At 48.3% G+C, this 26,912-nt stretch carries 27 protein-coding genes, 1 tRNA gene and 1 pseudogene; 20 read left to right on the plus strand and 9 right to left on the minus strand.

Annotated features, from left to right (window positions below):
• The first annotated feature begins 139 nt into the window (after positions 1-139).
• The 3 genes from N8M53_RS05070 (at position 140) to N8M53_RS05080 (ending at position 4,085) form a co-directional block, all read left to right on the plus strand.
• Positions 140-2,440 (plus strand): acyl-CoA dehydrogenase, encoded by a 2,301-nt coding sequence (locus N8M53_RS05070; protein WP_269579711.1) that lies wholly within the window; start codon positions 140-142, stop codon positions 2,438-2,440.
• 212 nt (positions 2,441-2,652) lie between these two features.
• Entirely contained in the window at positions 2,653-3,855 is a 1,203-nt protein-coding gene (fabV, locus tag N8M53_RS05075; RefSeq protein WP_269579712.1) for an enoyl-ACP reductase FabV, read from the plus strand.
• Positions 3,856-3,994: 139 nt separating this feature from the next.
• A tRNA-Ser gene (locus N8M53_RS05080) sits at positions 3,995-4,085 on the plus strand.
• Between the two features lie 191 nt (positions 4,086-4,276).
• Here the strand turns inward: N8M53_RS05080 and N8M53_RS05085 are convergent.
• Positions 4,277-5,236, minus strand: a complete 960-nt coding sequence (locus N8M53_RS05085) for an integron integrase (RefSeq protein WP_269579713.1) — start codon at positions 5,234-5,236, stop codon at positions 4,277-4,279.
• A gap of 359 nt (positions 5,237-5,595) precedes the next feature.
• Here N8M53_RS05085 and N8M53_RS05090 point away from each other — a divergent pair, with 359 nt between their 5' ends.
• The 5 genes from N8M53_RS05090 (at position 5,596) to N8M53_RS05110 (ending at position 9,701) form a co-directional block, all read left to right on the plus strand.
• A complete protein-coding gene (locus N8M53_RS05090) occupies positions 5,596-6,648 on the plus strand; it encodes a hypothetical protein (protein ID WP_241836377.1) in 1,053 nt (350 codons plus the stop codon).
• Positions 6,649-6,783: 135 nt separating this feature from the next.
• Entirely contained in the window at positions 6,784-7,341 is a 558-nt protein-coding gene (locus tag N8M53_RS05095; protein ID WP_269579714.1) for a hypothetical protein, read from the plus strand.
• Positions 7,342-7,408: 67 nt separating this feature from the next.
• Complete coding sequence (locus N8M53_RS05100) at positions 7,409-7,996, plus strand: hypothetical protein (RefSeq protein WP_269579715.1); 588 nt, start codon at positions 7,409-7,411, stop codon at positions 7,994-7,996.
• 97 nt (positions 7,997-8,093) lie between these two features.
• Positions 8,094-9,155: a hypothetical protein gene (locus tag N8M53_RS05105; RefSeq protein ID WP_269579716.1), complete on the plus strand. Its 1,062-nt coding sequence runs from the start codon at positions 8,094-8,096 to the stop codon at positions 9,153-9,155.
• A 102-nt stretch (positions 9,156-9,257) separates the two neighbouring features.
• Positions 9,258-9,701 carry a hypothetical protein gene (locus tag N8M53_RS05110; protein ID WP_269579717.1) on the plus strand — a complete coding sequence of 148 codons (444 nt, stop codon included), beginning with the start codon at positions 9,258-9,260 and terminating at the stop codon, positions 9,699-9,701.
• Between the two features lie 455 nt (positions 9,702-10,156).
• Here N8M53_RS05110 and N8M53_RS05115 read toward each other — a convergent pair.
• Positions 10,157-11,217 (minus strand): annotated as a pseudogene (locus tag N8M53_RS05115) (IS110 family transposase).
• Positions 11,218-11,432: 215 nt separating this feature from the next.
• Between N8M53_RS05115 and N8M53_RS05120 the strand changes: the two are divergent.
• The 7 genes from N8M53_RS05120 (at position 11,433) to N8M53_RS05150 (ending at position 14,553) form a co-directional block, all read left to right on the plus strand.
• Positions 11,433-11,789 carry a MerR family transcriptional regulator gene (locus tag N8M53_RS05120; protein ID WP_077663543.1) on the plus strand — a complete coding sequence of 119 codons (357 nt, stop codon included), beginning with the start codon at positions 11,433-11,435 and terminating at the stop codon, positions 11,787-11,789.
• Between the two features lie 59 nt (positions 11,790-11,848).
• Entirely contained in the window at positions 11,849-12,226 is a 378-nt protein-coding gene (locus N8M53_RS05125) for a carboxymuconolactone decarboxylase family protein (RefSeq protein ID WP_269579718.1), read from the plus strand.
• 109 nt (positions 12,227-12,335) lie between these two features.
• The gene (locus N8M53_RS05130) at positions 12,336-12,773 is read left to right on the plus strand and encodes an NUDIX hydrolase (RefSeq protein WP_269579719.1); all 438 of its coding nucleotides are present in this window, start codon (positions 12,336-12,338) and stop codon (positions 12,771-12,773) included.
• A 103-nt stretch (positions 12,774-12,876) separates the two neighbouring features.
• Positions 12,877-13,362 (plus strand): hypothetical protein, encoded by a 486-nt coding sequence (locus N8M53_RS05135; protein ID WP_269579720.1) that lies wholly within the window; start codon positions 12,877-12,879, stop codon positions 13,360-13,362.
• A gap of 115 nt (positions 13,363-13,477) precedes the next feature.
• Positions 13,478-13,816 (plus strand): hypothetical protein, encoded by a 339-nt coding sequence (locus tag N8M53_RS05140; RefSeq protein WP_269579721.1) that lies wholly within the window; start codon positions 13,478-13,480, stop codon positions 13,814-13,816.
• A gap of 12 nt (positions 13,817-13,828) precedes the next feature.
• A complete protein-coding gene (locus N8M53_RS05145) occupies positions 13,829-14,326 on the plus strand; it encodes an ASCH domain-containing protein (RefSeq protein ID WP_269579722.1) in 498 nt (165 codons plus the stop codon).
• Positions 14,323-14,553, plus strand: a complete 231-nt coding sequence (locus N8M53_RS05150) for a hypothetical protein (RefSeq protein ID WP_269579723.1) — start codon at positions 14,323-14,325, stop codon at positions 14,551-14,553. Before N8M53_RS05145 ends, N8M53_RS05150 begins: the two co-directional genes overlap by 4 nt.
• Before the next feature lie 4 nt (positions 14,554-14,557).
• Here N8M53_RS05150 and N8M53_RS05155 read toward each other — a convergent pair whose 3' ends face one another.
• Both N8M53_RS05155 and N8M53_RS05160 read right to left on the minus strand, forming a co-directional pair.
• Positions 14,558-15,322 (minus strand): hypothetical protein, encoded by a 765-nt coding sequence (locus N8M53_RS05155; RefSeq protein ID WP_269579724.1) that lies wholly within the window; start codon positions 15,320-15,322, stop codon positions 14,558-14,560.
• 121 nt (positions 15,323-15,443) lie between these two features.
• Complete coding sequence (locus N8M53_RS05160) at positions 15,444-16,919, minus strand: sensor domain-containing diguanylate cyclase (protein ID WP_269579725.1); 1,476 nt, start codon at positions 16,917-16,919, stop codon at positions 15,444-15,446.
• A gap of 216 nt (positions 16,920-17,135) precedes the next feature.
• Between N8M53_RS05160 and N8M53_RS05165 the strand changes: the two genes are divergently transcribed.
• A complete protein-coding gene (locus N8M53_RS05165) occupies positions 17,136-17,531 on the plus strand; it encodes a DUF6232 family protein (protein ID WP_269579726.1) in 396 nt (131 codons plus the stop codon).
• Between the two features lie 78 nt (positions 17,532-17,609).
• Here the strand turns inward: N8M53_RS05165 and yciA are convergent, their stop codons facing one another.
• The 3 genes from yciA to N8M53_RS05180 form a co-directional block, all read right to left on the minus strand.
• Positions 17,610-18,008: an acyl-CoA thioester hydrolase YciA gene (gene yciA / locus N8M53_RS05170; RefSeq protein ID WP_025674456.1), complete on the minus strand. Its 399-nt coding sequence runs from the start codon at positions 18,006-18,008 to the stop codon at positions 17,610-17,612.
• A gap of 95 nt (positions 18,009-18,103) precedes the next feature.
• The gene (locus N8M53_RS05175; protein ID WP_077668571.1) at positions 18,104-18,646 is read right to left on the minus strand and encodes a septation protein A; all 543 of its coding nucleotides are present in this window, start codon (positions 18,644-18,646) and stop codon (positions 18,104-18,106) included.
• A 146-nt stretch (positions 18,647-18,792) separates the two neighbouring features.
• Positions 18,793-20,136 (minus strand): sodium-dependent transporter, encoded by a 1,344-nt coding sequence (locus N8M53_RS05180; protein ID WP_077668570.1) that lies wholly within the window; start codon positions 20,134-20,136, stop codon positions 18,793-18,795.
• Between the two features lie 517 nt (positions 20,137-20,653).
• On the opposite strand from N8M53_RS05180, the gene cls reads away from it, so the two are divergent.
• The 4 genes from cls (at position 20,654) to N8M53_RS05200 (ending at position 24,811) form a co-directional block, all read left to right on the plus strand.
• Entirely contained in the window at positions 20,654-22,114 is a 1,461-nt protein-coding gene (cls, locus tag N8M53_RS05185) for a cardiolipin synthase (RefSeq protein ID WP_077668569.1), read from the plus strand.
• 216 nt (positions 22,115-22,330) lie between these two features.
• Entirely contained in the window at positions 22,331-22,636 is a 306-nt protein-coding gene (locus tag N8M53_RS05190; RefSeq protein WP_077668568.1) for a hypothetical protein, read from the plus strand.
• A gap of 698 nt (positions 22,637-23,334) precedes the next feature.
• Positions 23,335-23,544: a hypothetical protein gene (locus tag N8M53_RS05195; RefSeq protein ID WP_269579727.1), complete on the plus strand. Its 210-nt coding sequence runs from the start codon at positions 23,335-23,337 to the stop codon at positions 23,542-23,544.
• Positions 23,545-23,554: 10 nt separating this feature from the next.
• Positions 23,555-24,811 (plus strand): GGDEF domain-containing protein, encoded by a 1,257-nt coding sequence (locus N8M53_RS05200; protein WP_269579728.1) that lies wholly within the window; start codon positions 23,555-23,557, stop codon positions 24,809-24,811.
• 76 nt (positions 24,812-24,887) lie between these two features.
• Here the strand turns inward: N8M53_RS05200 and trpA are convergent, their stop codons facing one another.
• Positions 24,888-25,706 carry a tryptophan synthase subunit alpha gene (trpA, locus tag N8M53_RS05205; RefSeq protein ID WP_269579729.1) on the minus strand — a complete coding sequence of 273 codons (819 nt, stop codon included), beginning with the start codon at positions 25,704-25,706 and terminating at the stop codon, positions 24,888-24,890.
• Positions 25,706-26,896 (minus strand): tryptophan synthase subunit beta, encoded by a 1,191-nt coding sequence (gene trpB, locus N8M53_RS05210; RefSeq protein ID WP_269579730.1) that lies wholly within the window; start codon positions 26,894-26,896, stop codon positions 25,706-25,708. The genes trpA and trpB overlap by 1 nt, the downstream gene beginning before the upstream one ends.
• Between the last annotated feature and the right edge of the window lie 16 nt (positions 26,897-26,912).

Raw genomic sequence — 26,912 nt, forward strand, 5'->3', positions numbered from 1 at the left:
GCGGTGCGTCCCGCTTATTTGAACCACTCAGCGCAGCGACAGGTGTATCACGGTGCGTGAGGTGCAATGTAAAAACCCGTTCTGGTCGCACAATAACAGTAAAAAGAGTGCAACCATGATCAACAAAAGGACCTGAATCATGAGCTCTCAAACTTCATTACGTCGTTCACTGGTTAGTGATAAAGCGTTTACTTTCTTCAAAAAAGTGCTGCCACCGTTGTCCGCCACTGAGCGTGAAGCGATGGAAGCCGGCAGTGTGTGGTGGGACGGTGAACTGTTTTCCGGATCGCCAAACTGGAAGACGTTGCACCAGTATGGTAAGCCAACACTCACAGCGGAAGAGCAATCGTTTATCGACAACCAGCTAGAAACCCTCCTGGCGATGTTGGACGATTTTAAAATTGTCCAAGAGCAGAAAGATCTGCCGGAAGAAGTCTGGGATTACCTGAAAAAAGAGCGCTTTTTCTCGCTGATCATTCCCAAAGAATACGGTGGCCTCGCGTTCTCGGCGCTGGCCAACTCTACCATCGTATCGCGCATTGCCACCCGTAGCTTAAGTGCCGCGGTGACGGTGATGGTACCTAATTCATTAGGGCCGGGTGAACTGCTGACCCATTATGGTACTCAAGACCAGCGCGATTATTGGCTGCCACGCTTGGCCGATGGCCGTGAAGTGCCGTGCTTTGGCTTAACCGGCCCAGAAGCCGGCTCCGATGCTGGCAGTATTCCAGACCGTGGCGTGGTGTGCATGGGTGAGCACAATGGTGAACAAGTGCTGGGGATCCGCCTAAGCTGGAACAAACGTTATATTACACTGGCACCTGTGGCGACCGTGGTGGGCTTGGCGTTTAAACTGGGCGATCCAGACGGTCTGCTGGGGGACAAAAAAGAGCTTGGCATCACCTGTGCCCTGGTTCCCGCAGAACACCCTGGCGTTGAAATTGGCGATCGCCACAATCCGCTCAACATGGCATTTATGAACGGCACCACCAAGGGTGAAGACGTCTTTATTCCGATTGATTGGGTTATCGGGGGTAAAGACTACGTTGGCCGCGGTTGGCGCATGCTGGTGGAGTGTCTGTCAGCGGGGCGCGGGATTTCGTTGCCCGCACTGGGGACGGCAGTAGGGCATCTCGCCACCCGTACCACAGGCGCTTACAGTTATGTGCGCAAACAGTTTGGTATGCACATTGGCCGCTTTGAAGGGGTAGCAGAAGCCCTAGGCCGCATGGGCGGGTTGAATTACTTAATTGAATCGACTCGCACCCTGACTACCACCGCGCTTGATCAGGGAGAAAAACCGGCGATCATCACCGCGATTTCCAAATACCACATGACCGAAATTGCGCGCACCATCTTGAATGATTCGATGGACGTACACGCGGGTCGTGCGATTCAGTTAGGGCCCCTAAACTACATTGGCCATCATTACTTTGGTATTCCGGTGGCAATCACCGTGGAAGGCGCGAACATTCTTACCCGCAACCTAATGATCTTTGGTCAGGGGGCGACCCGTTGCCATCCTTACGTGCTTAAAGAGATGGAAGCGGCGGCGAACCCAGACCAAGAGGCCGGTGCCCAAGCGTTTGATAAATTGCTGTTTAAACATATTGGCCATGCCACCAAAAACAGCGTGATGGGGCTGGTTAACGCGCTGACCGGATCGCTGACCAACCGCGCGCCGGTGAGTGGCGAGACGGCCAAATACTATCGTCACCTTACCCGCATGAGTCGTGCACTGGCGGTGACCACCGATGTCGCGATGTTGTCTCTTGGCGGTGAGCTGAAACGCCGAGAAATGCTATCCGCGCGTCTGGGGGATGTTCTCAGCCACCTTTATATGGCGTCGGCAACGTTGAAGCGCTACGAAGATGAAGGCCGCCCGAGCCAAGATCTGCCGATGGTGCACTATGCGCTGCAATATTGCCTAGCCCAGTGTGCCAAAGCGTTTGATGGCGCCTTTAATAACTTCCCTGCCAAAGGGGTGGGCCGCAGCCTACGGGTGCTCTTGTTCCCGCTCGGCATGCACTACAAAATGCCCTCTGACAAACTGCTTAATCAGATTGCCGAGCAGTTAATGACACCGAGCGTAGAGCGTGACCGTTGGACGCACTTATGCTATGTGGGCGATAAAGCCGACGATCCGGTGGCGGTGATGGAGCGTGCGTTTACTGCGATGTGGGCGTGTCGTGACACCGAAAAAGCCCTGATCAAAGCGGTGAAAGCCAAGCAGATTGATGGCAAAGCCAGCTTGGCGGATCGCTCGCAACAAGCGGTTGAGCAAAACCTCATTACTGCCGAAGCGCGTGACAAACTGCTAGAGGCTGATGCGCTGCGTGCTTATGCGGTACAAGTGGATGACTTTAAAGCCGAATGGTTTACCTCCAGCCAGCTAGAAGGCGGTGCCATTGCCAAGCCCAATCCAAGCAAAGCGGCTTAAAGGTCGATAACTTGCGCGAAAAAGCGTCTGCATCTCGCAGGCGCTTTTTTTATTGGCGCTGACAATTGGGCCACAATGCTGAGATCTTGCCCACTATTCTTGCCTGCAACACCTCCAACCACTGGGTATTTTTGCCCTTTTTCCGTAAAAGGGGATGCATAGGCAGGCGTTAGTATTTATCCTTAGCCTCAATTTTGTGAGGGACGTTGAATATGATCATCAAACCTAAAATTCGTGGATTTATCTGTACGACGACACATCCCGTTGGTTGTGAAGCCAACGTAAAAGAGCAAATTGACTACACCAAAGCGCAAGGCTCGATTGCGAATGCGCCTAAGCGTGTACTGGTTGTGGGTGCCTCCAGCGGCTATGGCTTGTCCTCACGCATTGCGGCAGCTTTTGGCGGCGGCGCTGCAACCATTGGCGTGTTCTTTGAAAAACCAGGCACCGAGAAAAAGCCTGGCACCGCAGGTTGGTATAACTCAGCCGCGTTCGACAAATTTGCCAAGCAAGAAGGCCTGTATTCAAAAAGCCTGAACGGCGATGCCTTCTCGCATGAGGCCAAGCAAAAAACGATTGATTTGATCAAGCAAGACTTGGGTCAAATCGACATGGTGGTGTACTCGCTAGCTTCGCCAGTGCGTAAGCTACCTGACAGCGGTGAGCTGGTGCGCTCGTCACTCAAACCTATCGGTGAGACCTACACCTCAACCGCCGTCGATACCAACAAAGACCAACTTATCGAAGCCAGTGTTGAACCGGCCACCGAGCAAGAAATCCAAGATACCGTTACCGTGATGGGCGGCGAAGACTGGGAGCTTTGGATCAACGCCCTTAATGACGCCGGTGTCCTCGCCGAAGGCTGCAAAACTGTCGCTTACAGCTACATTGGTACAGAGCTTACCTGGCCAATCTACTGGGAAGGCGCGCTAGGTAAAGCGAAAATGGACTTAGACCGTGCCGCCAACGCGCTAAACCAAACACTTGCCGCCAAAGGCGGTAGCGCCAACGTGGCGGTACTGAAAAGCGTGGTCACCCAAGCCAGCTCAGCGATCCCGGTGATGCCGCTTTATATCGCCATGGTGTTCAAGAAAATGCGCGAAGAAGGCGTGCATGAGGGCTGCATGGAGCAAATCTATCGCATGTTTACTCAGCGCCTGTATCAAGCTGATGGCAGCGAGCCAGAGGTAGATAGCGAGCGTCGCCTGCGTTTAGACGACCTAGAGCTGCGCGAAGACATTCAGCAGCACTGTCGCGACCTGTGGCCACAGATCACCACAGAGAACCTCACCGAGCTGACCGACTACAACGAATACAAAGCCGAGTTCTTGAAACTATTTGGCTTTGGTGTTGAAGGCGTAGACTACGACGCAGACGTGAGCCCGGTAGTGGAATTTGATGTCGAAAACATCTAAAACCGCCTAGCAAACACCCAAAAGAGGTCAGCCAAACGCTGGCCTCTTTTTTATTGGCTGAAAGCTAACCAAACGCACCCCAAATCATGGTTTTTTGCTTTACAAGCCAACCCCAACCCAATAATATACGCCGCGTTCCGGAGAGATGGCTGAGTGGTTGAAAGCACCGGTCTTGAAAACCGGCAAGGGTTAATAGCCCTTCTAGGGTTCAAATCCCTATCTCTCCGCCATATATCGAAAAGCCGCTGATGATTCAGCGGCTTTTTGCGTTTATTCCCCCACAAATTCCCAAACCCTGACCGCGCCAACATTTTAGACCCCTTTGCCTAAACACACTGCCTAGCGTTTGATAACCTAACCATCAACATATCGCCCCGCAAGGCCTTTTGGACGCCGCTAACCAACGGCGGTAGCGTGGGCGTTAAAGCAAATCCATTGGGCTTGTTGTGCCCGCAAATTGTTGCCCAATCACATGGGTATAGATCTGCGTGGTGGAGAGATCGGTATGGCCCAATAAGGTTTGAATGGTGCGAATATCGTAACCCGCCAAAAGCATCTGTGTGGCAAAGCTATGGCGAAACGTATGACAGGTAACGTGCTTATGGGTGATGCCGGCCTTTAGCACCGCACGATTTAAGGCTTTACGTACATTGGAATCATGCAGATGATGTCGGCAGAGCTTATTAGACACTGGATGATGGCAATAATTGTAAGAGGGAAAAATAAACATCCATCCTGCCTTGCGGTATGCATTGGGATATTTTCTATCTAGCGCGTAAGGCATCGAGGGTCCGATACCTTTTTGATTGTCGCCTTGCTGAATGTCGACAGCTCTTTCACATAATGTATGTAACTCACCGGCTAATTGATTAGGCAGCAAGGTGGTGCGTGATTTTCCACCTTTGCCATTATGAACAGTGATCGCGTTATGATTAAAATCCAAATCCTTGATGCGTAACCTCAAGCACTCATTGATGCGTAGGCCACTGCCGTACATAAGCCCACAAATCAGCTTATCTCTTGCGCCAAGGTAGGTAAAAATTCTGGCAACTTCTTCTTTACTGAGCACAATTGGAATTCGCGGCGATTTTTTGGACGGACTAAACGCAATCTTACCTAGCGGCTGGTTTAAAAACTGGTTGTAAAGGAAGGCCAGTGCATTGAGAGCTACCTTTTGTGTGTTCGGTGAAACTTGCTGCGCATTCGCCAAATAAGACAGAAACGTTTTTACATCTTCATCACTGAGCTCTGTAGGATGCTGCTTATGATGGAAAAGGATAAATCGACGTACCCAGTACAAGTAATTTTTCTCGGTTTTGATCGCATAGCCTCGTCGCCTAATCTCATGCTGAAGGCTTGCCATAAAAGGACTTTTGGTCATGATCTTTTCCCTCCACCCAAGACTGTATATTCATACAGTTTATTGGTAAGGAAAGCCAAATAGTGTGCACACTTTTTCGAGACACATTCACATTATCGCTGAAAGAGAAATTATTAGTGAAATATAATCAGAGGGTTACAAATTATCCTTTGAGGATAGTGTGAACGCCTTGTCCGGGATAGGCGGCATGCACACTTTCGCAGTCAAGGTGATTGCTTCAAGCGTTAAAAATGTGTTTAATCATAAGTAGTTAGATGAAAAAAGGCGCGTATAACGGTTTGGGAAAATCGAGCGCGCGCACTAATACAATGTTATATTTTTTCGGCTATCTGGCCACTTTATATTAGGTAATATTCTCGATGATTAAAGAATCACAACTACCTGGATATGGTTTGCCTACACTTGCTTTATTTCCTGAGCCATGGTTTGAGGCGGGGAGCGGGTATCTGATGTGTGAGTGCAAACTTAAAAAGGATGGTAGCTTAGGGTGGTTTAAACGTTATCTAAAAAAAGGTGAAAGCTTTAAGGCTGATTTTTATAATACGCTTGATGAAGCTGTTCAAGCTGCAGAGAAGGCAAATGCTTCTTTGATAAGCAACTTGATGTCTGATCGAAGCGCTAGTGATTCGAAGTCTTCACTAATTCTAAAAGTAGAGAAAGCTGTAACAGTTAGAAAAAGAAGGCTTATGGAGGAGCATTTAATGCTTTCCGAGGCATTAAAGAGAAATTCCGAAACCAACATTATCGAACCGAAAAGCGTTATAGTTCCTGATAATAACGAAAACCTAAGATTGGCACTCATTGAGATATTGAAGGAAACCCCGTACGTACAGCTAGCTAGGCTTGCAAGGTGGGGTACAACTTTATTGAAAGAGAATGGAAAGTGGGTGTATGCAAAGCACACCAAGAAGACCGCAACCTATTTTTATAGAGAGCGTATAGCTAGGGGGTTTGGTTTTTCGGGTTGTGAGCATTGGGGTAAAACCAAAGCGGCCATTAGATCAATGCTCCTGCCAAGGGCAAACCAGCTATTGCAGTTGGCAAGTGTAAAGAGAATATTGGATGAAGCTAGTTCTCGCGGTTTGAAAGTTGTAGTTTTAGGTGGCTTTGTTTTCTGGTTCGAAAGCAAGAATAACGTAGGTTGGTGTGTAAAGGAACTTAGTGAATCATCATCTAGCGATACGGGCCGGACTATTTGGCTAGAAGGAAAAATTCTCTCAAAGAATCATGGTAGAATAGTCGTACTCCCATATATTAAAGAAAATGGTGACAAAGTACTCGGCCATACGAAAAATTCACCACACGATGGAAAAGCTCTGCCAAGGCATAAAGATGAATATGTTGAGCTTTCATTCGAAATGCTCGAAGATGATTTAATGATCGGTTTGTTTGGTGAGCTGAAATATGAGTAACCTCAACAACAAAGAATATAACAAGGCCAAGCATAGGGGATAGCGCAAGCTGTCATAAAATTTGAAACAAATTTTCCGCCAGCCAGCGCTACCCATGTTGGCGGCGTTAGCTGCTCTCATCACAACAGAGGTGGTATGAATAAACAATTTTCTGGTCGAGATTCCTTACGTAAATGGCTAGCCACCGTCAGTGGTGTGATGATTTCAACCATTGTATTGGTTAATGATATAGACAAACTGGTGATTAATACGACTCACCCGAAGATGTTGTCTCAACTTATTTATGAGCGTCCAAGTGAGTTCCCTGACCAACCATACTTGGTCAGCTTTGAAAAGTCTGAGGATAAGAAGTCTGATGTATCTATTGATTATTCAAAAATGGTGATGGTTATTGCTATGGAGGCGACTTTAGCTCGTAATGGTAGGCGCATTGGTGGATTAGAACCTTTACTCAAAGAGCTTGGTTCGTATCAGTATTGCTGCACGAGTATGACTGAACACCCAGCGTATAAAATAGCTGGTTTGTGGGTAGTACAACCAAATATGCCAAACGAAATCGAAGAGTTAAAAGCAATTTTGGATAAGTTTGCAATGTCATATGCTTTCAGCGATGGAAGTGGTTTTATGACCCTTAATAACTTTCGCTTTAACGGTAATGGCGTATCCGTATACCCAGATATGCTAAGCAGCTAACAAAGCAATTCACGCGACAAGCGCGTGATTGCGGGCGTTAGCACTATTGAGTCTCAAATTAAATTTCATGTACCTAGATTTCAGTCAAATTGATATTCCAGAATTCCCATCTAAAGATGATGCTATGGAATGGGCCCTTAGTTTCACCGGTATTCGTATGTGGCATGCAACGAGGATGCTAGACTCCGAAAAAGAGTCCTTGACTAGAATCGGATTAAAGCTGCCGAACAAAACTAATCTAGATGCAAAGCTTATTGATTGGATAAAGTGCAATAAGAGTTGGTATACGAAAGAAGTCGATTGTGTTGTAAAAAAACAAGAGCTTAACCGAGGCGAACCTCCCGCAGTATATGCGGTGTTGCTAAAGTCTGATTTGTCATTTATGGGAATCGATCACTACGCAGAGTACGGGTCAGAGTATTGGCAGTATCTAATGAGGGTTCTCTCAAATTCGGGATACGGTGTGGGTCGTGAAGAGTTAATTGAATACGGTTCTTCTTATCTGGTGGGGCTTCAGGTAGCCTGGAAGTCACTTGATCCAGCAGAAGTTACATATATCGTAGACGCGGTTTTTGAAAATGATGCACATAATTCGGGAATTGCAATTTTTCGAGACGTTCCTGCATCTGAAATAGTTGTGGTAGAAAAGTGCTAACAAGCGGCTTAAATTCGCTCCGTTTCACTCCGCCGGACGCTCACTGCGTTCGCGCCGTTTAGCCGAGCGTTATATGTATCCACTCAGAGGGTAATTGATGCTTTACGAGGTAGATGAGAAGTCAGGTGTACTACGATCGGTAAAATCTTCGTGGATGCCGCGTGAGCTCGATATAGAGAAATATCTCATCACTAGAGAAGATGATGGCCCGCCGATTCTTTCTGAAGCTGTTTTTGGTGAGCCGTTGTTGCTTTTGAGCAACCAAGTACGAACTCGCAACAAGAAAAGAGCCGACATCCTCGCAATGGATCGAGCGGGTAACGGCGTAGTAATCGAGCTCAAGCGGGACCAAGGGCATCTTGGTGTCGAAACGCAAGCACTTCAGTATCTGGCGGATTTTTCAGCTTATTCAGGAAAGAATTTCGTTAAGAAATTTGGACAAAAGGACACGCTTTCCGAGGATGTGATCCTCGGATTTGTCGGGGACAATGCCGAGATCGAAGATTTGAACCGCAACTCCCGTGTAATTTTGATGGCGAGATCCTTTGATTCAACTCTGTTCTCTATGGGGGAGTGGTTGAGCTCCAAAGGAATATCATTCCGCTGTATAACTTATTCCCCGGTAGAAATAGAAGGCAAGAAATTACTCTCATTTTCCGTGGTGTTTGATAGAGCAAACGAGGCGCTGTATCCAGTCAGTTTTGCGTCAAGTGTTCGGGAGCCCGGCTACTATTGGCACAATATTGCCAGAGCTGACCAAGATTGGTGGACATTCCTGGTAGACAATCGGCAAATTCCGGCTTGTTTCGAGAATTCGCCTGGTGATCAAGGTGAGAAGATCCTGACAAGGTACATTCCGGGTGACGTCGTCGTTGCATACGCGAAAGGGTTTGGAGCAGTTGGGTGGGGAGTCGTAACAGACCCTGCTAAATATCGGTTGATAGCAGTTGGGGATAAGGGAGACCGTTTGGATGGTAATTGCAGGCATAGGCTTCAGGTAAAGTGGAAGGCTACCGCTAAGGCTTTAAACGAGGGGATTTCACCTGAGACCGTCCGTCAGCAGTTTGGCATCTACCATCCGGTTAGCACTTCTGTTTCCATTGATTCGGAAAAGTGCCGTAGTTTAATCGAGCGCATGAATGAGAAATTCAACATATAACAAGGCCATCAAATTCGTTACGGCCACAAAAGACGTGGCCTCCACCGGACGTCCCGGTCGGGCCGCCGTTTATGGCTGGCGTTATATGCTTAGGAGCATGTTATGGATTCAAGTTTGTATGCCTTGCTGGATACTACTATAAAAATCGGTTTGGGGGCGGCAATTAGTGGCTTCACAACGTACTTTGTAGCGAGGTATAAAAATCGTGAAGATGCTAAAAAGGATAAGCAGAATTGGCTAAGGGAGAACAAGCACGACGCATATAAGAAGCTATCGCGTTGTATCATGTCCTTTAGCTTAGATGGTGGTGAGGTTCATTCTGCTTTCGACTATTTTGCGTTACTTTCTGAGTGTGCATTGCTTACTGAAAACAAAGACTTGATTGATGAACTTTCTAGCTTTTTACATAAGTTAGAACAAGTAAACCGTTTTACAGACTCTAATGCCCTTGAAGATAAGGATAAAGCCGAAAAAATATACCATGAGATCTATAGCCAAAGATTAGAGTTAGTTAATAAATTACAAGAAGATTTGGCACGCACATAACACATATGAGCCCTTCTCCAGTCAATAGGCAATAGCATTTTTTTGGCTGCGCAGCAGCCAATGCTCTCGAACAACAAAGTCGTCTACTTCGTTCTGTCATTTCCGCCATTAAGTCATTGCTTACGGCAAACACATATAGAAGGTCTCTTACTGCGGTCTCACCGCTGCCTGCCAATCATGTGACAGGGCCATTAGACATTATTCGGTTAACCCAAACAGGCGCTATTCAAAAAGAAGGCTAAACGTTTGTTTTCCAGTTATCTTCAGGCTCAGTTTGGGTGTAAGCAATTTTGTTGTTCGCTTGGGTGCGCAACAATGGGGCGGCTAATCAAAGCAAAGGGGCTTGGACAACCATTGGCATAGCAGACCATTGGGGCTTAATGCCCAATGAACTCAGTCAGCAGCGTGCTCCTTCTCAGCACCAGTTCGACGTTCAGCTCACCCCATTGTGCGACTTACTCGGGTAAGAACTTGTGTTCGTCAAACACGGTTTTGTTCCTCAACATGAAGTAAACGCAGCGACCCAGCTTGTGGGCGAGTGCAGAGAGTGCTTTGGCTTTACTCATTCGCTTTTGTAATCGGTTTAGGTATTTCCTGGCCTTTTCATTGCCGCGAAGATAAAGCACCGCCGCTTCAGAGAACGCCCATTTAAGGTGTGCGTTACCGATTTTGTTTCCATTGGTCCCGTATTGTTTTCCCGCAGATTCGGCTTTGCATTTAATCAGTCGAGAAATTTAATCAGTCGAGAATAAGACGCGAACTGTTGGACAGTTGGAAAACGTTGGATGTTGACAATTTCATACAAGATAGTCAGTGCCAAAATTCGGCCAATGCCAGGGATGGTTTGTAGCAGTTGGTAATCTTGCGGGTTATGTTGTTTGGCATTTTGCTCGATGAAGTGTTCAACGCTTGCCAGCTCTTTGGTGTAGAAGGCAATCACGTTCAAATCGATATCGAGATTGCGGTTTATTGCTGGTTCGTTGAAGCGGTTGCGAACCTCCTCTCTGGCATAGGGATAGCGCAGTTGGAGGTTAGGTGCAGGATGATTGTACTGACTAAAGGTGTTGGAGACATGGGCTTTCAAATCAGCGCCGTGACGCATGATTTTGGTTCGGCGGCGAAGCAAATCGCGAGTGGCCCTCATCGCTTTTGGATAGACATAAGCCAGCGGAAAGTTACCGCCCCTGAGAAGAGAAGCAATCTTATAGGAATCAATGCGGTCGTTTTTGGTTTTGCCGCCGTGAATGGCTTTCATGTACAAGGCATGGCCGAGCACAAAGTCAAAGGCGTAATCGAGACAAAAGTCACTCACCCAATACCAGCAATGCATACACTCGACGCCGACAACAATGTGGTCTTGAAAGGGCGCAAGAATGTCTAAGAGTGCGTCGGGGTTGGCGTCAACTTTCTTATGAACCACGGTGTTACCCGCAGAATCAATGATACAGACGTAAAGAATGCGCGCATGCAGATCGATGCCGCAGTAATAATCGTGCTGTTGGTTATAAAATCTCATTGAGTCTTCTCCTTTTTGGATTTGTCGCCTTCCAGCTTAGCCTGCTGGTTAAGCTGGAGGAGAAGGCTCAATGAGTATCAAGCGCCTCAAGAGGGACTGTCAACGCGTAGCGTTTCCAGTCCCATTGAGCCGCGGTGGTTTCGGCTGTTGTGATTGAGTTTAGTTGTAGTGTGTTGCCAGCCCCTTAGGCGGGCGTTATGCCCTAGGTAGATATCATGAACATGAGAGAATTTTCGGATAAAGTCGAATTGTCGGCTTATACCCTTCGTTATTACGAAAAAATTGGTTTACTCAAACATGTCCAAAGAAATACTAGTGGTCATCGGGTTTATTCAAATAGAGATATTGATTGGGTAAATTTTATTAAACGTCTTAAAGACACGGGCATGCCTCTTGAAGAGATTCAGACATATGCCTCTTTAAGGGAGTTAGGAGCTCAAACAGTAAAAGAGCGGCAAGCGCTGCTAGAAAATCATCAAGAAAATCTAGTAAAGCATATCATGCAGCAAAATGAGCACCTGAAAGCATTGGATGAAAAAATTAATTTATATAAAAGTGGAGAAGTGAGTTGACTTAGAGTTAACTCTAACTAGTAAAGTGTGCTGGTATTCATAAAACAGGAGCACACAAAATGGAAAATTCACGTTTCAACAAAGGTTTAGCGCTATTATCAGAAATTGATGGTGAAGCTGGGCAAAAAGTTATCGATAGCCTAGAAGATATTTGTCCTGATTTGGGTAAATACACAATCGAATACCCATTTGGAGATATTTATTCTCGTTCAGGGTTAGATTTGAGATCAAGAGAATTAGCTACTGTTTCAGCCTTAACTGCAATGGGTAATTGCATACCGCAATTAAAAGTTCATTTACATGCAGCTCTTAATGTTGGTTGTTCAGAGACAGAGCTGAAAGAAGTAATTATACAAATGTCAGTCTATGCCGGTTTTCCAGCAGCACTAAATGGTATATTTGCATTCAAAGAAGTGCTCTCTGAACGGCGGGCATAACAAATCGCATCAATTAACAAAAATACATGTCACGAATTTTGGTGCCCAAAATGTAGCGCCATGTATTTTTGCAACTGTGCTCAGCGTTATACGAGTAGAGGAAAAATCAATGAGAGCACCATTTCAAGTATTAGTATTTCCGTATCAAATACTCAATGAACAACCTCGTTATTTAATCGGAAAACGAAGTGATAATGGTGTATGGCAAGCTATTTCAGGCGGTGGTGAAGATAGTGAATCCATTCTCGAGGCAGCAAAGCGTGAACTTAAAGAAGAAACTAGTTTAATTGGCTGTGCTTGGCAGCAATTGGACTCAATGTGTATGCTCCCAAAAGTGTACTATGCTGGTCATGAAAATTGGACTAATCATCAGTTTGTTGTGCCTGAATATTCTTTTTCGGTTCGGGTGTCTACTGAGCCTCAGCTATCAAATGAGCATACAAAATTTCGTTGGTGTGGTTTTCAAGAGGCGAGTGAACTTTTGAAATATGACTCAAACAGAATAGCCTTATGGGAGCTTAATAAAAGACTTAATAGCAACCTTTGAAAAACAATGTACTTAACGAAAGACGTGTCCGTTAAAGTGGATCAACATCACGCGAAATAAAAATTTAAGCAGATTCAAAAAATTCATGACTCAAGGAGGAAACATGATAACACCAATCATTATTTTAGTGCTTTTATCCAGCCCGTTGGCCATTGCCTTCATTTATTCAAAATTGAATGGCACGTTTTTGAACGTGAGCAAGTATGCGTGTTGGGGGCTGGGAGTCGCTTTTATATTCTTTTTTATTGGACACCTTGTTAAAGCTGAGGGCATGGTAGAAATGCTGCCTACATGGGTGCCACTTCGTTTGGAGTTAGTCTATTTCACGGGGTTGATTGAGCTATTAATTGGCATCGCGCTTTTTTTTCCACAGTATCAGCCTCTCGCTGCAAAACTTGCTATTGTTGTGTTTATCGCTTTCTTTCCAGCGAATGTTTATGCCGCAGTCAATGGGATAGGCCTTGGTGGGCATCAATGGGGGCCGAGCTATCTTTTAATACGCGGCCCTCTGCAGGTGATACTCATTGCTTGGGCCTATTTATTGTGTGTAAAAGGCCACCATAAGCCTATTAGACACAGTCAGGCGTAAGGGTCACTCGGTTAACGCGGAGATGAGTGTGACATTAAAAGCATAGGGTTGTTGAGATAATAGCGTCATCAGAAGTTTTGTTTATCTATACAAGTTGATATTGGAGTTAATCATCATGAATGACCGTTCACGCGCCTTACTTGCCACCTTTGCCTTGATGCTTTCTTGGTCATCGATGGCGCAGTCGCTGCCAGAAGGAGCGATCCAAGAAGGATCGCTAGCTAATCAAAAATTGATCCAAGATGCGATGGCAGGGGTGCTGGTTACGGTGGCATCTCAAGGCTGTGAGAAGCCAGAGGAATTTGTGCCTTATGTGCGGGAAATGCCGTCAGGCGAGGTAGGCACAAGGGTTTGGCGGGAGCTATGGATTGTCGAAGGCTGTGATGACACCTATCCAATAAAACTTCGCTTTCAGGAGGCGGGAGCTGGCGCTGCGAATTGGATGATTGAATAAACAAGGATGCTTATGAATATAGAACAACAGGCATTTTTAAACGCCTATCTTGCCACTCTAAGTGACGCCGAGCGTCAGGCCGTGCCTGAAACGATTGCCGAGTACTTTTGTGCGGATGAATACAATGCTAACGAATGCGCCCGTTTGATTGATCAAGGCATAAAACGAGCATCGTGCAGCTTAAAAGCATGCTACGAGATAGAAAACGAACCTTACCCGCAAGTGGGGCGTTTAACCGTGGTGCTTAACTGGGCGCAGCAGCCGGTTTGTATTATTAAGGTGACTGAGGTGAGCGAGTGCCCGTTTGATCAAGTGACTGCTGAATTCGCCGCGGCGGAAGGTGAAGGCGACAAGAGTTATGCGTGGTGGCGGCAGGCGCATCTGGCATTTTTTGAGCAAGAGGGGCAGGCCCTCGGCGTGCCGTTTACAACTCAATCCCCTTTGGTGTTAGAGCGTTTTAAGAAAGTCTATCCGCTTGATAATCATGAAACTGAGCAGAGAAGCGCATGATAAAACAAGTCGGTCAAACATCCATCCAACCCGAACACTTGGCCCGCTGCCACTGCGGGGCGGTTGTGTTAGCCCTCGCGTTACCCAATGGCATTTACACCCATCACCAACGTCGCTCCAATCCGAGTGAGTTTGGATTCAATATCGCCTGCTTAGATGGTGTCAATCCGTTTGAGTTGGAGAATATTCCTGTGATGGATGGGATCCACCATCCGGCGGATCGCTAAGTTTTCACAACGCCTCTGGATAGTGCGTTTTCAGTAACTCTTCGACCACCGCCAGGTTCTGTCCGAGCTTTCTCAGTGCCAGCAAGCGTGTTTTGCTAAATTTAGCGTCTTTGGGTACCAAGCGCATGATGTAGGCCGCGCGTTTGCCTTGGTAGACATCCTCTGATTTATGGAAAAAAGCGTTACAAAACAGCAGCGCATCACCTGCATCTAACGCAGGGGTCACCTTACCTTTCTCCATGTAATCATACTCTTGCTGGGTGATTTGAAACGGCGGGTGCTCGGGCACTGACGGATCGGCAATGCGCACCAGCGAGTGCAATTGATTAGCTTCACGGATCAGCGATAGGCGCACCGCCCCTTCTTCCATCACGATAGATAACTGCCCTGAGCCGGCTTCTTTCACTGGCGTCAGCGGGATCCATACCGTGAGCATATCTTCCGGCCGCTCCATGAAACCAATCGAGTCAAAATCAGTATGGAAAGGAAAGCCTTGATCCTCAGGCGTTTTCTCCAAATATAAATCGGCCAAAATGCGATAGTCTGGCAGCAGTGCCTCAATGGTGTCGGCGATGTTGAGATCTGGGTCGCGGAATACCATGGGCCCATAGATCGCTTTTTTGTAAATGTCGGCATACCACGTTTGGCCATTGGGCATGGCGTCGAGTTTGGCGGCGAGGGCCGTTCGTGCCTCTTGGCTGAGTACACCAGGGACGACTTTGCCATGATGGGGAGAGAGGTTGTCGAGAAAGTCGGGACGAGCTGACATAGAAGCTCCTTGGTGGGGACATGAAACTCAATGTGTTACTTGTAGTTTAGCAAATCACCGTCGTCACTGAATAACGGCGATGGGCGAGGTCAGTGTACTGACCGAAAAAGCCCCTGCAAGATTAAGCGTAACTGACAACCCGATTGCGTCCAGAGAGTTTGGCGTTATATAAAGCGTCGTCGGCATGCTGGTAGAGGTGCTTAGCATCGAGCATGGCGGCGTCGAACTCCGCACAGCCAATTGACACGGACACGCGGATAGCGGGGGAGTAGTCGAGAATCGAGTGTTGGTCATAAATTGCTTCGCAAAGCTGGTTGGCATAGCGTTGCGCGGTCTTTTTATCGGTATTTTCTAGCAGACAAGCAAATTCTTCTCCGCCAATACGATAAATGTTGCTGTTCAGAGGAATATGCGTTTCGAGTAAAGACGCGAAGGCTTCGAGGACTTGGTCGCCAACGATATGGCCGTAGTTGTCGTTAATGCGTTTAAAATGGTCGATATCAATAATAAGCAGAGACAAAGGTTGATGTCGGTACCGAGCTTTTTCGCTAACGCGGGCAAGGTCGCTGGCAAACTGGCGGCGGTTGTATAACTGTGTGAGCGGATCGGTCGCGGCTTGGCGCATTAATGCTTGCTCTTCCGCCTTACGCTGACTGATATCCCACATCACACCGGCGACCACACCTTGAGGCTTATTTTTCGGATCGTTATTGGTGGTGATTTCTACCCATGTATATTCGCCATTATCGCGTTGAACCTGCATGTCCATTTTTAGCTCATTGCCAGCAGGAGATAAAAAGTGGCGTACACGTGAGAAGAACTCTCGACGGTACTGAGGATGAATGCGGCGCAGCCAGTGCCGGCTGGTATAAGTACGGGAGTCACGAATGCTGCTGGTAGCACTGTCGCCGATGATCTCTGATGAGCACCAGCAGATACCGCGTTGGACATCTACTTGCCAAGTGCTGCAGTGGGTATTGTCTTTAATGATCTCTATTTGTCGTTGTTTAGAAAACAGCTCGTTTTTTAGTACTGTGCTAGCGATCAGATGCCCTGTTGCTCGCAGCAAGGTCACATCACTTTCTGACCAGCGTTGCTCACGATCGCAATCATCGAACCCCAGCGTTCCCCACCATTTGTTATCGACAATGATGGGGATAGTCAGCATCGATAAAATGCGCTGTTGTGTTAAATAGCGTTTGAGCCAGGATGAGGGCAATTGATCAGTAATCACTGATTGGTATTCGCCCCGCTGTCGGCTTTCAATTAGCTTGCGGTATTCGGGGTGAGCGAGGCTAGAGCTAAAATGATTAAAATGGGGGAGTCGAATTTGCGCGTACTTTTTCTCGTTAGCCCATTCGAAGACATAATCCTGCAAAATATCGGTATCGCTGATCGCTAATACTTGAAACACCCACACACGACTGACTTGCGTTACGGCCCCAATTTCAGCGAGCAAGTGATTGATGTTAGCAAGCCTGTCATCACCACTGACCAGCATGTCTGCGCCGCGTAACACCGCCGACAGTAGGTCGACATTCAGCTCAGAGAGCTGGTGTCGATCAAGTTCAGGTTGGATCCCAGTTAGGATGGTCATGCGATAGTCCGTTATCTACAAAGTCACCGCTTTGTTGAGCGTAGCAGGCGCGTGTGTAAACAGTTAACACGGAACGCATTAAATGTTCAGTGTTGTGGGTCACGTTTGCATTTAGTCGCACTCGCTCTGTTAGTAAAAATAGACATAATAAGCGCCGCAGTGGGGTGAGCCCAGTGAAAGTGTGACTCAATAACACACCTTAATATGGAAATAAAAATGAGAAAGTCAGTGGTAATAAACCAAACCCCAACCCATTTATGTGTAAATAATGATTGTTATGCGATGCGCAATATTGTTGATGCTAGCGTTGAAGAACTCACGTGGAAAGATCACTTGCTGAGGATGTTAGGGCTAGGGATGCTAACCGCGAGCATTTTATTTTTTATGTTAGTGGGTGAGTTGCCTTACGCGGAGTATTTGCCTGCCGTGGGCTTTGCTGCAGGCGCGTTGTTAGCTTTGTTGACCAGCGCAAAATACGTGTTACGCATTGAGTATAACCACCAAGACGACACCGGCGTGCAGTGGCTGACCATCGCCAAAAGTGGAAAGAAAACGGATAAATTGCTTTTTGACCAGCACGTCGCGCAATTAAAGCGGTTGTTAGTCTCGTAGCGATGCCGATGGCGTTGTGGATAGAGCGGATATACAAGGGCCTGTGATGTAACAGGCCCTTTTTAGTTGTTGAGCGTGCTATTTTTTGATCGCGCGGGGGCGGCCGTTTTCATCAATCGCAACATAATTAAAGGTTGCATGACTCACCTTGTTGCGATCGCCAATCTCATCATGACTGACGGGCTTAACCCAGACCTCAAGTTCAATGGTAATCGAGGTATTGCCGATGCGTTGGCACGTCCCGTAGCAGCAGACCACATCGCCAACACTGACGGGCGATTTAAACGTAATGTCATTGACTGACACAGTGACAACGCGTCCCCCCGATATTTCTTTGGCGAGGATCGCGCCAGCTAAATCGAGCTGGGACATGATCCAGCCGCCAAAAATATCCCCATTGGCGTTAGTGTCGGCGGGCATGGCTAATGTACGAAGCAGCAGTTGGCCGCGGGGGCAGTTGTTTTTATTGTCAGGCATGGCTCTCTTCACATCTTATCGCAAAAGGGGGTAGACCCCTTTTTTATAGAACAAGGTAAGAATTGTGACCGCTAACACAGCATTTGGGCAAGTTTTTATTGGTCTGAGTTGCTCTCTTTGGGCATATGGCGGTAGATATACACCCCAGTTGCAATCATAAATAGGAAGGTCAGGATCAAGGTGCCGAAGACCTTAAAGTTCACCCAGGCATCAAGTGGCATGCTGTAAGCAACATAAATGTTCACGCCCGCTAATAGCGAAAAGAATCCGATCCAGGCCCAATTAATGGTGCGCCATACACGCTCCGGGAGTGTGATCTCTTTGCTGAGCATGTTTTTAATCAGCGGTTTGCCCATCGCCTCGGACACCGCCAAGCCAATGGCAAACAGGGCATACACAATAGTCACCTTCCACTTGATGAAGTTGTCATCGTGAAAAAATAGCGTCATGCCGCCAAATATAGCGACCAAAATGGCAGTGACGATTTGCATCTTTTCGACGCGTTTATACAACACCCATACCAGTGCAACTTGCACCAGGGTAGCGATAATCAGTGCGCCGGTTGCCATATAAATATCGTAAAACTTGTACAGCGCGAAGAAGATAATGAGTGGAATAAAATCAATCAGTTGTTTCATAACGCCATCGTGTGCCTATGCTGCTTTAAAGCTAAATGTGTAAGCAGTGTAACCAAATGGGTGAGAGGGGGGAAACGACAATTTTAAAGCGGATAAGGGTTAAGCGGAGGCGCCTTGGCAAAGGTGCTGCCAAGGCGCGTTGAAGATTAAATCCAATCCCAGCCGAACACCAATAGCATCAGTATTGGGCAGATAACACGAACGTAGCCTGGCCAGATTTTCCAAAACCAGGTTTCACCGAGCTCAGGGCTGCCTTGAACCAGCTCTTTCAAGATTTCGTTGCGGTGCCATAGCCAACCCGCCACCAAGGCAAACAGCAGGCCGAGAATAGGCTGCGCGTATTCGGTGGTAACGGTGACCACTAGACCAAACAGATCGCCAAAGTTATATACAATGGTGGCTGAGGCAAGGGTGATCAAACCACCAATCCACCAAACAGCTTTTTCGCGAGATTGGCGTAGTTCTTCGGTTGCACAAGCCACGGGCACTTCAAGCATTGAAATAGCCGATGTGAGAGCCGCAATAACCATCAGCAAGAAGAAAGCGAAGCCGATAAACAAGCCAGCATTGCCCATGGTATCGAACATGGCAGGTAGCACGCTGAATACGAGGGTATCGCTACTGAGTAGATCACCGGTTTCACTGTAAATCGCCACCCCGTTGTGCTGGGCGACAAACATCGCCGGCATAATCAATAGCCCGGCAATAAAGGCGATGCCGGTATCAAGCAGTGCCACTTGAGCCGCGGTTTTAGGGATACTGGCTGACTTGGATAGGTATGAGCCATAGACCATCATTACGCACACACCGAGTGAGAGCGAGAAGAACGCTTGTCCCATCGCACTCACTACCAGGCTCGGCGAGAGGTGTGATGGATCGGGGATCAGGTACATTTTCAAGCCATCAATCGCGCCAGGCTGGAACAGAATGTACACCACCATCACCACGAAGAGTAAAAATAGCACTGGCATTAAGCGAGACGACCAACGCTCGATCCCGTTAGCAATGCCGTTACGAACCACCAAAATGGTCGGTACCATAAAGCACAGCATCAGGGCGAGGTTACGGGTTTCGCTGAATGACTCTAACCAGTTCGCGGCATCGACAAAGCCCAGCGCGGTGAGCAGTGGTGACACCATAAATCCGACCAGCCAACCGGCGACGATGGCATAGAAGCTAAGGATACCGGTTGCCCCGAGCATACCGACCAAGCCGAGCAAACGGCCCAACCATTTTTGCCCACCCGCGACTGAGGATAATGAGCGAACTGGGTTAGCATTGCCATAGCGTCCAATAGTGAGTTCTGCTACCAAAAGGGGGTACGCGAGGACAAAAATCATGATTAAATAAATGAACAGAAAAACGGCGCCGCCGTTTGATGCTGTTTGCGTGGGGAAGCCCCAAATGTTGCCGAGCCCAATCGCAGAGCCGGCTGCCGCCAAAATAAACCCTAATCGGGATGAAAATTGTGCGCGTTGTGTGTTTGCCATACCTACTCGATATCGTATTCGATAATTAATTGATTTTTATGGACGCATAGTCAGTGACGCCCATCAGGTACTCATCTAAGGTGTAAACTAATCATTACACGCTTAAGTAAGTGCTTCCCTCTGTAAAGACTCGTAAGTAAACCAGTTTATGCGTAGAATTTGAAGATCATGCCGTACGTAATGCCATCATATGGCTGTATTTCCCCATATTCTCTCTCCGCGTGATTACTTCTTGGTCATTAGTAAGGGTAATTCGCTACCTATAGTGAGTATCACAGTGGCTTTCTCTATCGCAATTACTGATTTAACACATTATTAACATTGCTGCCCTGAGTCACGTTTTGGTGTACGCGTTAAAGTACTTGTTAGTGACTTATTGTGGTTTTTGTCACGATTTTTCCGCCACTTGTCGTTTTATAGAGACAAATGATGGCTTGCACCGCGTGCCAAGCTAGGCAGAATAGAGACAGCGAGAGAACACGCTTTCGTTCGTTATTAATAGGGTGTGCAATTAGGCATGGAAAAAGTCTACGAGATCGTAACCTTACTGCTGCTATTAGTGTACTGGCTAACCATTGCTGGGGTAACTGTGCGAGTGGTGTTCAAGCGCCGCGCACTGGGAGTCTCTATTGCTTGGTTAATGATCATTTATATTCTGCCTATTGTGGGTGTCATTGCCTACCTGCTATTTGGTGAGCTCAACCTCGGCAAAACGCGTGCAATGCGAGCGAAAGCGATGTTTGAACCCTACCGGCAATGGTTACTGAGCTTGCAAGCGTGTCCAGCCCATCGTCCTCAGCACATCAATGAACAATCTCACCATGTCAACCGTCTCTGCCATGCCCGAATTGGTGTGCCGGAGCTCACTGGTAATCAGCTAGCCTTACAGACCGAGCCCGCTGATATTCTGAAGTCCGTGGCACTTGATATTCGTCAGGCGCAGAAAAGCGTCGATATGGTGTTTTATATTTGGCACCCAGGTGGCCATGCTGATGAAGTGGCGCAAGCAGCGTGTGACACTGCCAAGCGTGGGATCCCGGTGCGTATCATGTTGGACTCTGCCGGGAGTAAAGTTTTTTTCCGTAGTAAATGGCCACATGCCATGCGTGAAGCCGGGGTTGAGCTGATTGAAGCCCTTGCCGTGAATCCGTTTCGGATGTTTTTCCGCCGCCTTGATATTCGCCAGCACCGTAAGGTGGCGATCATTGATAATCATATTGCGTATACGGGCTCTATGAACCTCGTGGATCCGCGCTTTTTTAAGCAAGACGCAGGCGTGGGCCAATGGGTGGATGTGATGGTGCGGGTCTCTGGCCCCACGGTGCCGGTATTAAGTAGCGTGTTTGCATGGGATTGGGAGGTAGAGACTGGACTCCGCGACTTGCCATCATCGCCAGAGTGTTTGCTGATTGAAGATCACCAGCACGCCAATCACGCGGTGCAGGCCATCCCGTCTGGACCTGGCTTGCCAGAAGGCATGATTCAACAGGTATTGACCCTTGCTATCCATCAAGCGGAAAAAAGCATTGTGATCACCACTCCTTATTTGGTACCAAGTGAAGGGCTGATGGTGAGCTTACAAACGGCCGCGCAGCGCGGAGTGTCAGTCACGCTGATTATTCCCGAGAAAAATGACTCCTTGATGGTGGAGTGGGCGAGCCGCTCGTTTTTTGAAGACTTAATGTCAGCAGGGATAGAAATCTACCGGTTTGGTGGCGGTTTATTGCATACCAAATCCGTGCTGGTGGATGAGCAATACTGTCTTGTGGGCACGGTCAACCTCGATATGCGCAGTCTGTGGCTGAATTTTGAGCTCACGCTGACCATCGACGATCCTGAATTTTGCGCGAGCATTAATACGTTGCACCGTCATTATTTGGCGCAATCGACCCGTATTAGTGCCGACGATTGGCAACAAAGACCGTTTTATCATAAGCCGATCGAGCAGTTCTTTTACATGTTTAGCCCGCTGCTGTAAGGAAGCTGAGTTGTCGGATAAGACACGATGACACGTGCAGGCTAATCCATTTACCGTATGCAGTATTACTGCATAAGTATTTGTATTTGCTTGTGATGAGGCAACAAGAATGTAACCATCTATGATCTTAAGCAATACACAGCCGGATAGTCAGCCGTCCCTCCTGGCAACGCACTATACTAATCAGTGCCCCAAGTCGAGTGATAGGAGGCTAACATGTCTATCCATTCACGTAGTTACACCTTAAACACCACCCCCGCGCGTCAAGCGCATGTGCGGGTGATCCCCAATGGCAATGTGACGGTGCACATTGCCGACGAGGAGAGCCCCCACCTCGCTGAATTTGATGAAGTGTCGTTTCAGCGTAAAGGCAAAATCACCCAGTTGTTGGCTGAACACATTGAGCCCGGCAAACATGATAATTGGGCGTTACCTTTGAACCATCGTGATGCCAACGAGCTCGCGACATTGATTGACCAAGCTCAAGAAGAGTTCGAGATATTAATGCGTGACCTGAGTTAGTGCGATCGAGGCTAATGCGGGTACGTGGCGAATACGCGAACTAAGCTAACTCTCTGACCCACCAGTGGTTTATTGGTGGGTCTTTTTTTGCCTTCATGACGTGCGCTCTGATCGCGCTGACTTCCTTTTGTCTCAATTGTGCGAATTATCAATAAACCCGCTTGTTAGGGCTGTTCAATATGCATCATCTTGACGCACACTAGTCGCAAGTCCGCCACACACGTGGTGAGATGCTGATAGGTGGCTCATTCTGAGCGCGCAATACGCTTGGGTAGGCTGCGTCTGGCACGTAACCTAAACCTGTTTTTATTGAGTAGTAACGGTTGAGCGACAGCAGAAAAGACAACCGTAAGGACGTAAATGGTGAGCGATGAACGTACAATCATGCCCAACCTGTATAACGGTATTTTGCGCGTCGGCGCGCGCATTCGTTCCCTATCTCGTGGTGCTATTTGTCTGTGTGATCGCACTAGGCAGCGCACAAGCGTCACTTCGTGTTCCTGTGTCACTGACTCTCACGGTAGGCGATGGGGAGCGCATCAGTTTTGATCGTCAACAATTAAACAGATTGCCTCAAATCGATATCACTACACACACGCCTTTTACTTCCGGATTGCAAACCTTTCGGGGGGGTCAAACTTTCAATACTGCTTGAAGCCGCCAATGTATCGCACTATCAAGCATTGACGCTTCATGCGATGAACCGCTATCAGGCACGTTTAACGCGGGACGTAGTGACACGCTATCAGCCTATTATTGCGTTTGAGCGCAATGGTAAACCGATGACCATTCGGACGTTAGGGCCACTTTGGTTGGTTTACCCTTTGGATGATTACCCGCGCCTGCAATCCGATCGCTTTTACGAGACGATGGTTTGGCAGTTAACAGACATTGAGGTTGAGCCTTGAGGAGGCAGGAATGATGAGAAATAAGCAACTAAAAATCATGCCTGCTAAGCGCGTGATCTTGGTCGGCTGTATCGCTTTAATGGCAGTCGGCGTGGTGTTGACGACGCACAAGATCACGAGCTTATCGGATCGGTTGACCAGCAGCCAAAGCAAACTTGTGTGGTACATGCTGAGTTTGTCCAAAGAGTACGATGCACTGATGACGTTGCTGGCTCGCTACCAAGGCGGAAAGAGCAGCTTTGATAGTGTGGCGGTGCAGCATGAGATCTTGTGGAGCCGCTTTCCTGTCGCGATCAAAATGGCGAGCGAACAAACCGCATCACAGCCAAACCCTAGCGTGTTGCTTAACACGATATATCGCGATCTTCAGGCGAGCGAAGCGAGCTTCTATGCCCTACGTTTCTCCACCCACAATATTGGTGACGTGATGGCGCGCTATCGCCAACAGCGGCAACAGCTGGAAGAATACTTTGGGCAGACTCTGTCATTGCCAGGCAATGGTTATCGAGAGCACACGCGGCTGCTTAATCAACTTGGGCAACTGACCACCATGATGACATTAGTGATGATGGCGGTTGGGGCAACGGTTATGCTACTCATTGCGCATGACGCGAAACGCTACTATAAACTCGCCCGAGAAGATCAACTGACCGGCTTGAATAATCGGCATTGGCTGTTTGATACCTTGAACCACCGCTTTGCAACCTCGACAGAAGGGGTGGCTATTTTAGTGATCGATTTGGATGGTTTTAAGGCGATAAATGATACGCATGGCCATAATGTAGGCGATGTGTTTTTGCGCACACTGGCAAAGCACTTTTCCGATGAACTGCCTAGTGATGCCGTCATCGCGCGATTAGGCGGCGATGAATTTGCGGCGATAATTCCCTATCAAGCGAAAAATACGCCTGTTGAGGTTGCGACGAAACTGGTTAATATTGCTCAGCAACAGTCGGTACTGCTTGGCTATCGATGTAAAGTGTCAGCCAGTATTGGCGTCGCATTCGGGCACAATAATATCTGTGGTGAAAGGCTACTCAGGTATGCCGATACGGCGATGTATGCGGCAAAACATGGCGGTAAAAACCAATATCGTGTTTACCACGACTCGATGCAAGCATCGACCCATCGACTACACAGCCGCGGCGCGTCTCGGCCACCGCTAGAAAGTGATGACAGCCGCGACAGTCAGTCTGATCAAGGTGATGCTTTTAAGGTTTCGCTCGCGACGATACGCCACATCAGTAAACCTGATGCGCGTGAATGACGCTGTCGCGAGGGATGGTAGGTGTGTGATGTTAAACGGGCAGTCAATCCTGCCCGTTTTAGTGGTTGACGTCGTTTTATGATTGCGTTGCGGCTTTCATTTCTCTCACAAACTGAGTGAGCGCATGAAGCATTGTGGGCACATCATTTTGATGCTGCTCGATGATTTTCACCACCGCCGAGCCAGAAATCGCGCCTGCCGCCCCGGCGCTGATCGCTGCTTTGACTTGCTCAGGGGTTGAGATGCCAAAGCCAAGCAGCGGGCGCGGTGCCTCATGATGATGTAAGGTGCCGAGCAGGTGTTCAACCGGTGCGCCAGCCTTAGCCTCTGCCCCTGTGACGCCGGCGCGCGATACCAGATAGGTATAGCCACGGCCCAGCTCCGCCACTTGAGCTAAGGTTGCATCGTCTGCGTTGGGTGGAGCAATAAAAATCGGATCAATGCCATGCGCCAAGGCTTGTTCACGAAACGGCGCAGATTCAGCAATCGGCACATCTGCTACCAGCACCGAATCGACGCCCACTTCCGCGCAGCGGGTATAAAAAACGTCAACACCTCGTGCGTAGACTAGGTTAGCGTACATCAGCAGCCCAATCGGCACGGTAGGGTGCCTTTCGCGTATCGCTGCCAACATGTCGAAGCAGGTATCGGGGGTGGTGCCTGCCGACCTTGCTCTAATGGTGGCATCTTGAATGGTAGGGCCATCGGCCAATGGGTCGGAAAACGGCATACCGAGTTCCAGCGCGTCGGCGCCGCCTTCAACCAAGGCATCGACCACGGCGAGTGACTGTTCTGGGTTTGGATCCCCCAAGGTGACAAAAGGAACAAAGGCACCTTGCTGCTTGGCATCCAGGTTTGCGAACATCGCTTGATATCGAGTTGATGGTGCCGTCATTACAGCTCTCCTTTGCCTTCTAGAATGTCATATACAGTGAAGATATCTTTATCACCACGTCCGGATAGGTTGACCACCAAAAGCTGCTCTTTTTCAGGATCAGCGGCAATCATTTTTTGCGCCTGAGCCAGTGCATGGGCAGATTCTAGCGCGGGAATAATGCCTTCGTTGCGCGCAAGCGATTGAAACGCTTCTAAGGCCTCATCGTCAGTGACTGCCGGGTATTCGGCACGACCAATGGCGTTAAGGTGCGCATGCTGTGGCCCTACCGACGGGAAGTCCAGTCCGGCTGATACAGAATACGACTCTTCGACTTGACCATATTCGTCTTGCATCAATGGGGATTTCATACCAAAGAAAATACCGGGTTTGCCGTGCTTTAGGGGCGCGCCGTGTTGATCGGTATCGAGTCCTTTGCCCGCGGGCTCAACGCCAATTAAACGCACAGCTTTGTCATCGATAAAGTCAGCAAACATGCCAATCGCGTTTGAGCCGCCACCCACACAGGCGATTACCGCATCCGGCAAGCGACCTTCTACTTGCTGAATTTGCGCGCGGGTTTCCTCACCAATAATGCGTTGAAACTCGCGCACAATGGTCGGGAAGGGGTGCGGGCCCGCCGCAGTGCCGAGCAAATAGTGGGCGGTATCATAGTTGGCTGACCAGTCGCGCATCGCTTCGTTACATGCATCTTTTAACGTCGCAGAGCCCGCATGTACTGGGATCACAGTGGCACCCATCAGCTTCATTCGAAACACATTAGGGCTTTGACGCTCAACGTCTTTGGCCCCCATGTAGATGCGACACTTTAGCCCCAATAGCGCACACGCCAGTGCGGTCGCCACACCGTGTTGGCCGGCTCCGGTTTCGGCAATGATCTCTGATTTGCCCATACGCTGGGCAAGCATCGCTTGGCCCAGTACTTGGTTGGTTTTGTGCGCCCCGCCGTGTAGCAAGTCCTCGCGCTTGAGATACAGCTTGGTGTTCGTCCCCTTGGTGAGGTTACGACAAAGCGTCAACGCGGTGGGTCGTCCGGCATACTCTTGCAGCAGGCGGATAAAATCGTCTTTAAAGTTCGGGTCGTCTTGGGCATCAATAAACGCCTGTTCGAGCTGATCGAGCGCAGGCACCAGAATTTGGGGCACGTACTGACCACCAAATTCGCCAAAATACGGGTTAAGCTTGCTCATAATTATCCTTTTACGT

Origin of the sequence: Salinivibrio kushneri (assembly GCF_027286325.1) — a bacterium.
GTDB lineage: Bacteria > Pseudomonadota > Gammaproteobacteria > Enterobacterales > Vibrionaceae > Salinivibrio > Salinivibrio kushneri_A.

Excerpts from the sequence above, each read along its gene's own strand:
- N8M53_RS05160 (WP_269579725.1), bottom strand. The coding sequence starts at position 16,919 with ATGACCATCCTAACTGGGATCCAACCTGAACTTGATCGACACCAGCTC.
- yciA (WP_025674456.1), bottom strand. The coding sequence starts at position 18,008 with ATGCCTGACAATAAAAACAACTGCCCCCGCGGCCAACTGCTGCTTCGT.
- trpB (WP_269579730.1), bottom strand. The coding sequence starts at position 26,896 with ATGAGCAAGCTTAACCCGTATTTTGGCGAATTTGGTGGTCAGTACGTG.
- N8M53_RS05195 (WP_269579727.1), top strand. The coding sequence starts at position 23,335 with ATGAACCGCTATCAGGCACGTTTAACGCGGGACGTAGTGACACGCTAT.
- N8M53_RS05130 (WP_269579719.1), top strand. The coding sequence starts at position 12,336 with ATGAGAGCACCATTTCAAGTATTAGTATTTCCGTATCAAATACTCAAT.
- N8M53_RS05190 (WP_077668568.1), top strand. The coding sequence starts at position 22,331 with ATGTCTATCCATTCACGTAGTTACACCTTAAACACCACCCCCGCGCGT.
- N8M53_RS05175 (WP_077668571.1), bottom strand. The coding sequence starts at position 18,646 with ATGAAACAACTGATTGATTTTATTCCACTCATTATCTTCTTCGCGCTG.
- N8M53_RS05200 (WP_269579728.1), top strand. The coding sequence starts at position 23,555 with ATGATGAGAAATAAGCAACTAAAAATCATGCCTGCTAAGCGCGTGATC.
- N8M53_RS05090 (WP_241836377.1), top strand. The coding sequence starts at position 5,596 with ATGATTAAAGAATCACAACTACCTGGATATGGTTTGCCTACACTTGCT.
- N8M53_RS05070 (WP_269579711.1), top strand. The coding sequence starts at position 140 with ATGAGCTCTCAAACTTCATTACGTCGTTCACTGGTTAGTGATAAAGCG.
- N8M53_RS05100 (WP_269579715.1), top strand. The coding sequence starts at position 7,409 with ATGTACCTAGATTTCAGTCAAATTGATATTCCAGAATTCCCATCTAAA.
- N8M53_RS05135 (WP_269579720.1), top strand. The coding sequence starts at position 12,877 with ATGATAACACCAATCATTATTTTAGTGCTTTTATCCAGCCCGTTGGCC.
- N8M53_RS05095 (WP_269579714.1), top strand. The coding sequence starts at position 6,784 with ATGAATAAACAATTTTCTGGTCGAGATTCCTTACGTAAATGGCTAGCC.
- N8M53_RS05120 (WP_077663543.1), top strand. The coding sequence starts at position 11,433 with ATGAACATGAGAGAATTTTCGGATAAAGTCGAATTGTCGGCTTATACC.
- N8M53_RS05125 (WP_269579718.1), top strand. The coding sequence starts at position 11,849 with ATGGAAAATTCACGTTTCAACAAAGGTTTAGCGCTATTATCAGAAATT.
- N8M53_RS05155 (WP_269579724.1), bottom strand. The coding sequence starts at position 15,322 with ATGTCAGCTCGTCCCGACTTTCTCGACAACCTCTCTCCCCATCATGGC.
- N8M53_RS05165 (WP_269579726.1), top strand. The coding sequence starts at position 17,136 with ATGAGAAAGTCAGTGGTAATAAACCAAACCCCAACCCATTTATGTGTA.
- N8M53_RS05085 (WP_269579713.1), bottom strand. The coding sequence starts at position 5,236 with ATGACCAAAAGTCCTTTTATGGCAAGCCTTCAGCATGAGATTAGGCGA.
- N8M53_RS05150 (WP_269579723.1), top strand. The coding sequence starts at position 14,323 with ATGATAAAACAAGTCGGTCAAACATCCATCCAACCCGAACACTTGGCC.
- fabV (WP_269579712.1), top strand. The coding sequence starts at position 2,653 with ATGATCATCAAACCTAAAATTCGTGGATTTATCTGTACGACGACACAT.
- trpA (WP_269579729.1), bottom strand. The coding sequence starts at position 25,706 with ATGACGGCACCATCAACTCGATATCAAGCGATGTTCGCAAACCTGGAT.
- N8M53_RS05140 (WP_269579721.1), top strand. The coding sequence starts at position 13,478 with ATGAATGACCGTTCACGCGCCTTACTTGCCACCTTTGCCTTGATGCTT.
- N8M53_RS05110 (WP_269579717.1), top strand. The coding sequence starts at position 9,258 with ATGGATTCAAGTTTGTATGCCTTGCTGGATACTACTATAAAAATCGGT.
- N8M53_RS05145 (WP_269579722.1), top strand. The coding sequence starts at position 13,829 with ATGAATATAGAACAACAGGCATTTTTAAACGCCTATCTTGCCACTCTA.
- cls (WP_077668569.1), top strand. The coding sequence starts at position 20,654 with ATGGAAAAAGTCTACGAGATCGTAACCTTACTGCTGCTATTAGTGTAC.
- N8M53_RS05105 (WP_269579716.1), top strand. The coding sequence starts at position 8,094 with ATGCTTTACGAGGTAGATGAGAAGTCAGGTGTACTACGATCGGTAAAA.
- N8M53_RS05180 (WP_077668570.1), bottom strand. The coding sequence starts at position 20,136 with ATGGCAAACACACAACGCGCACAATTTTCATCCCGATTAGGGTTTATT.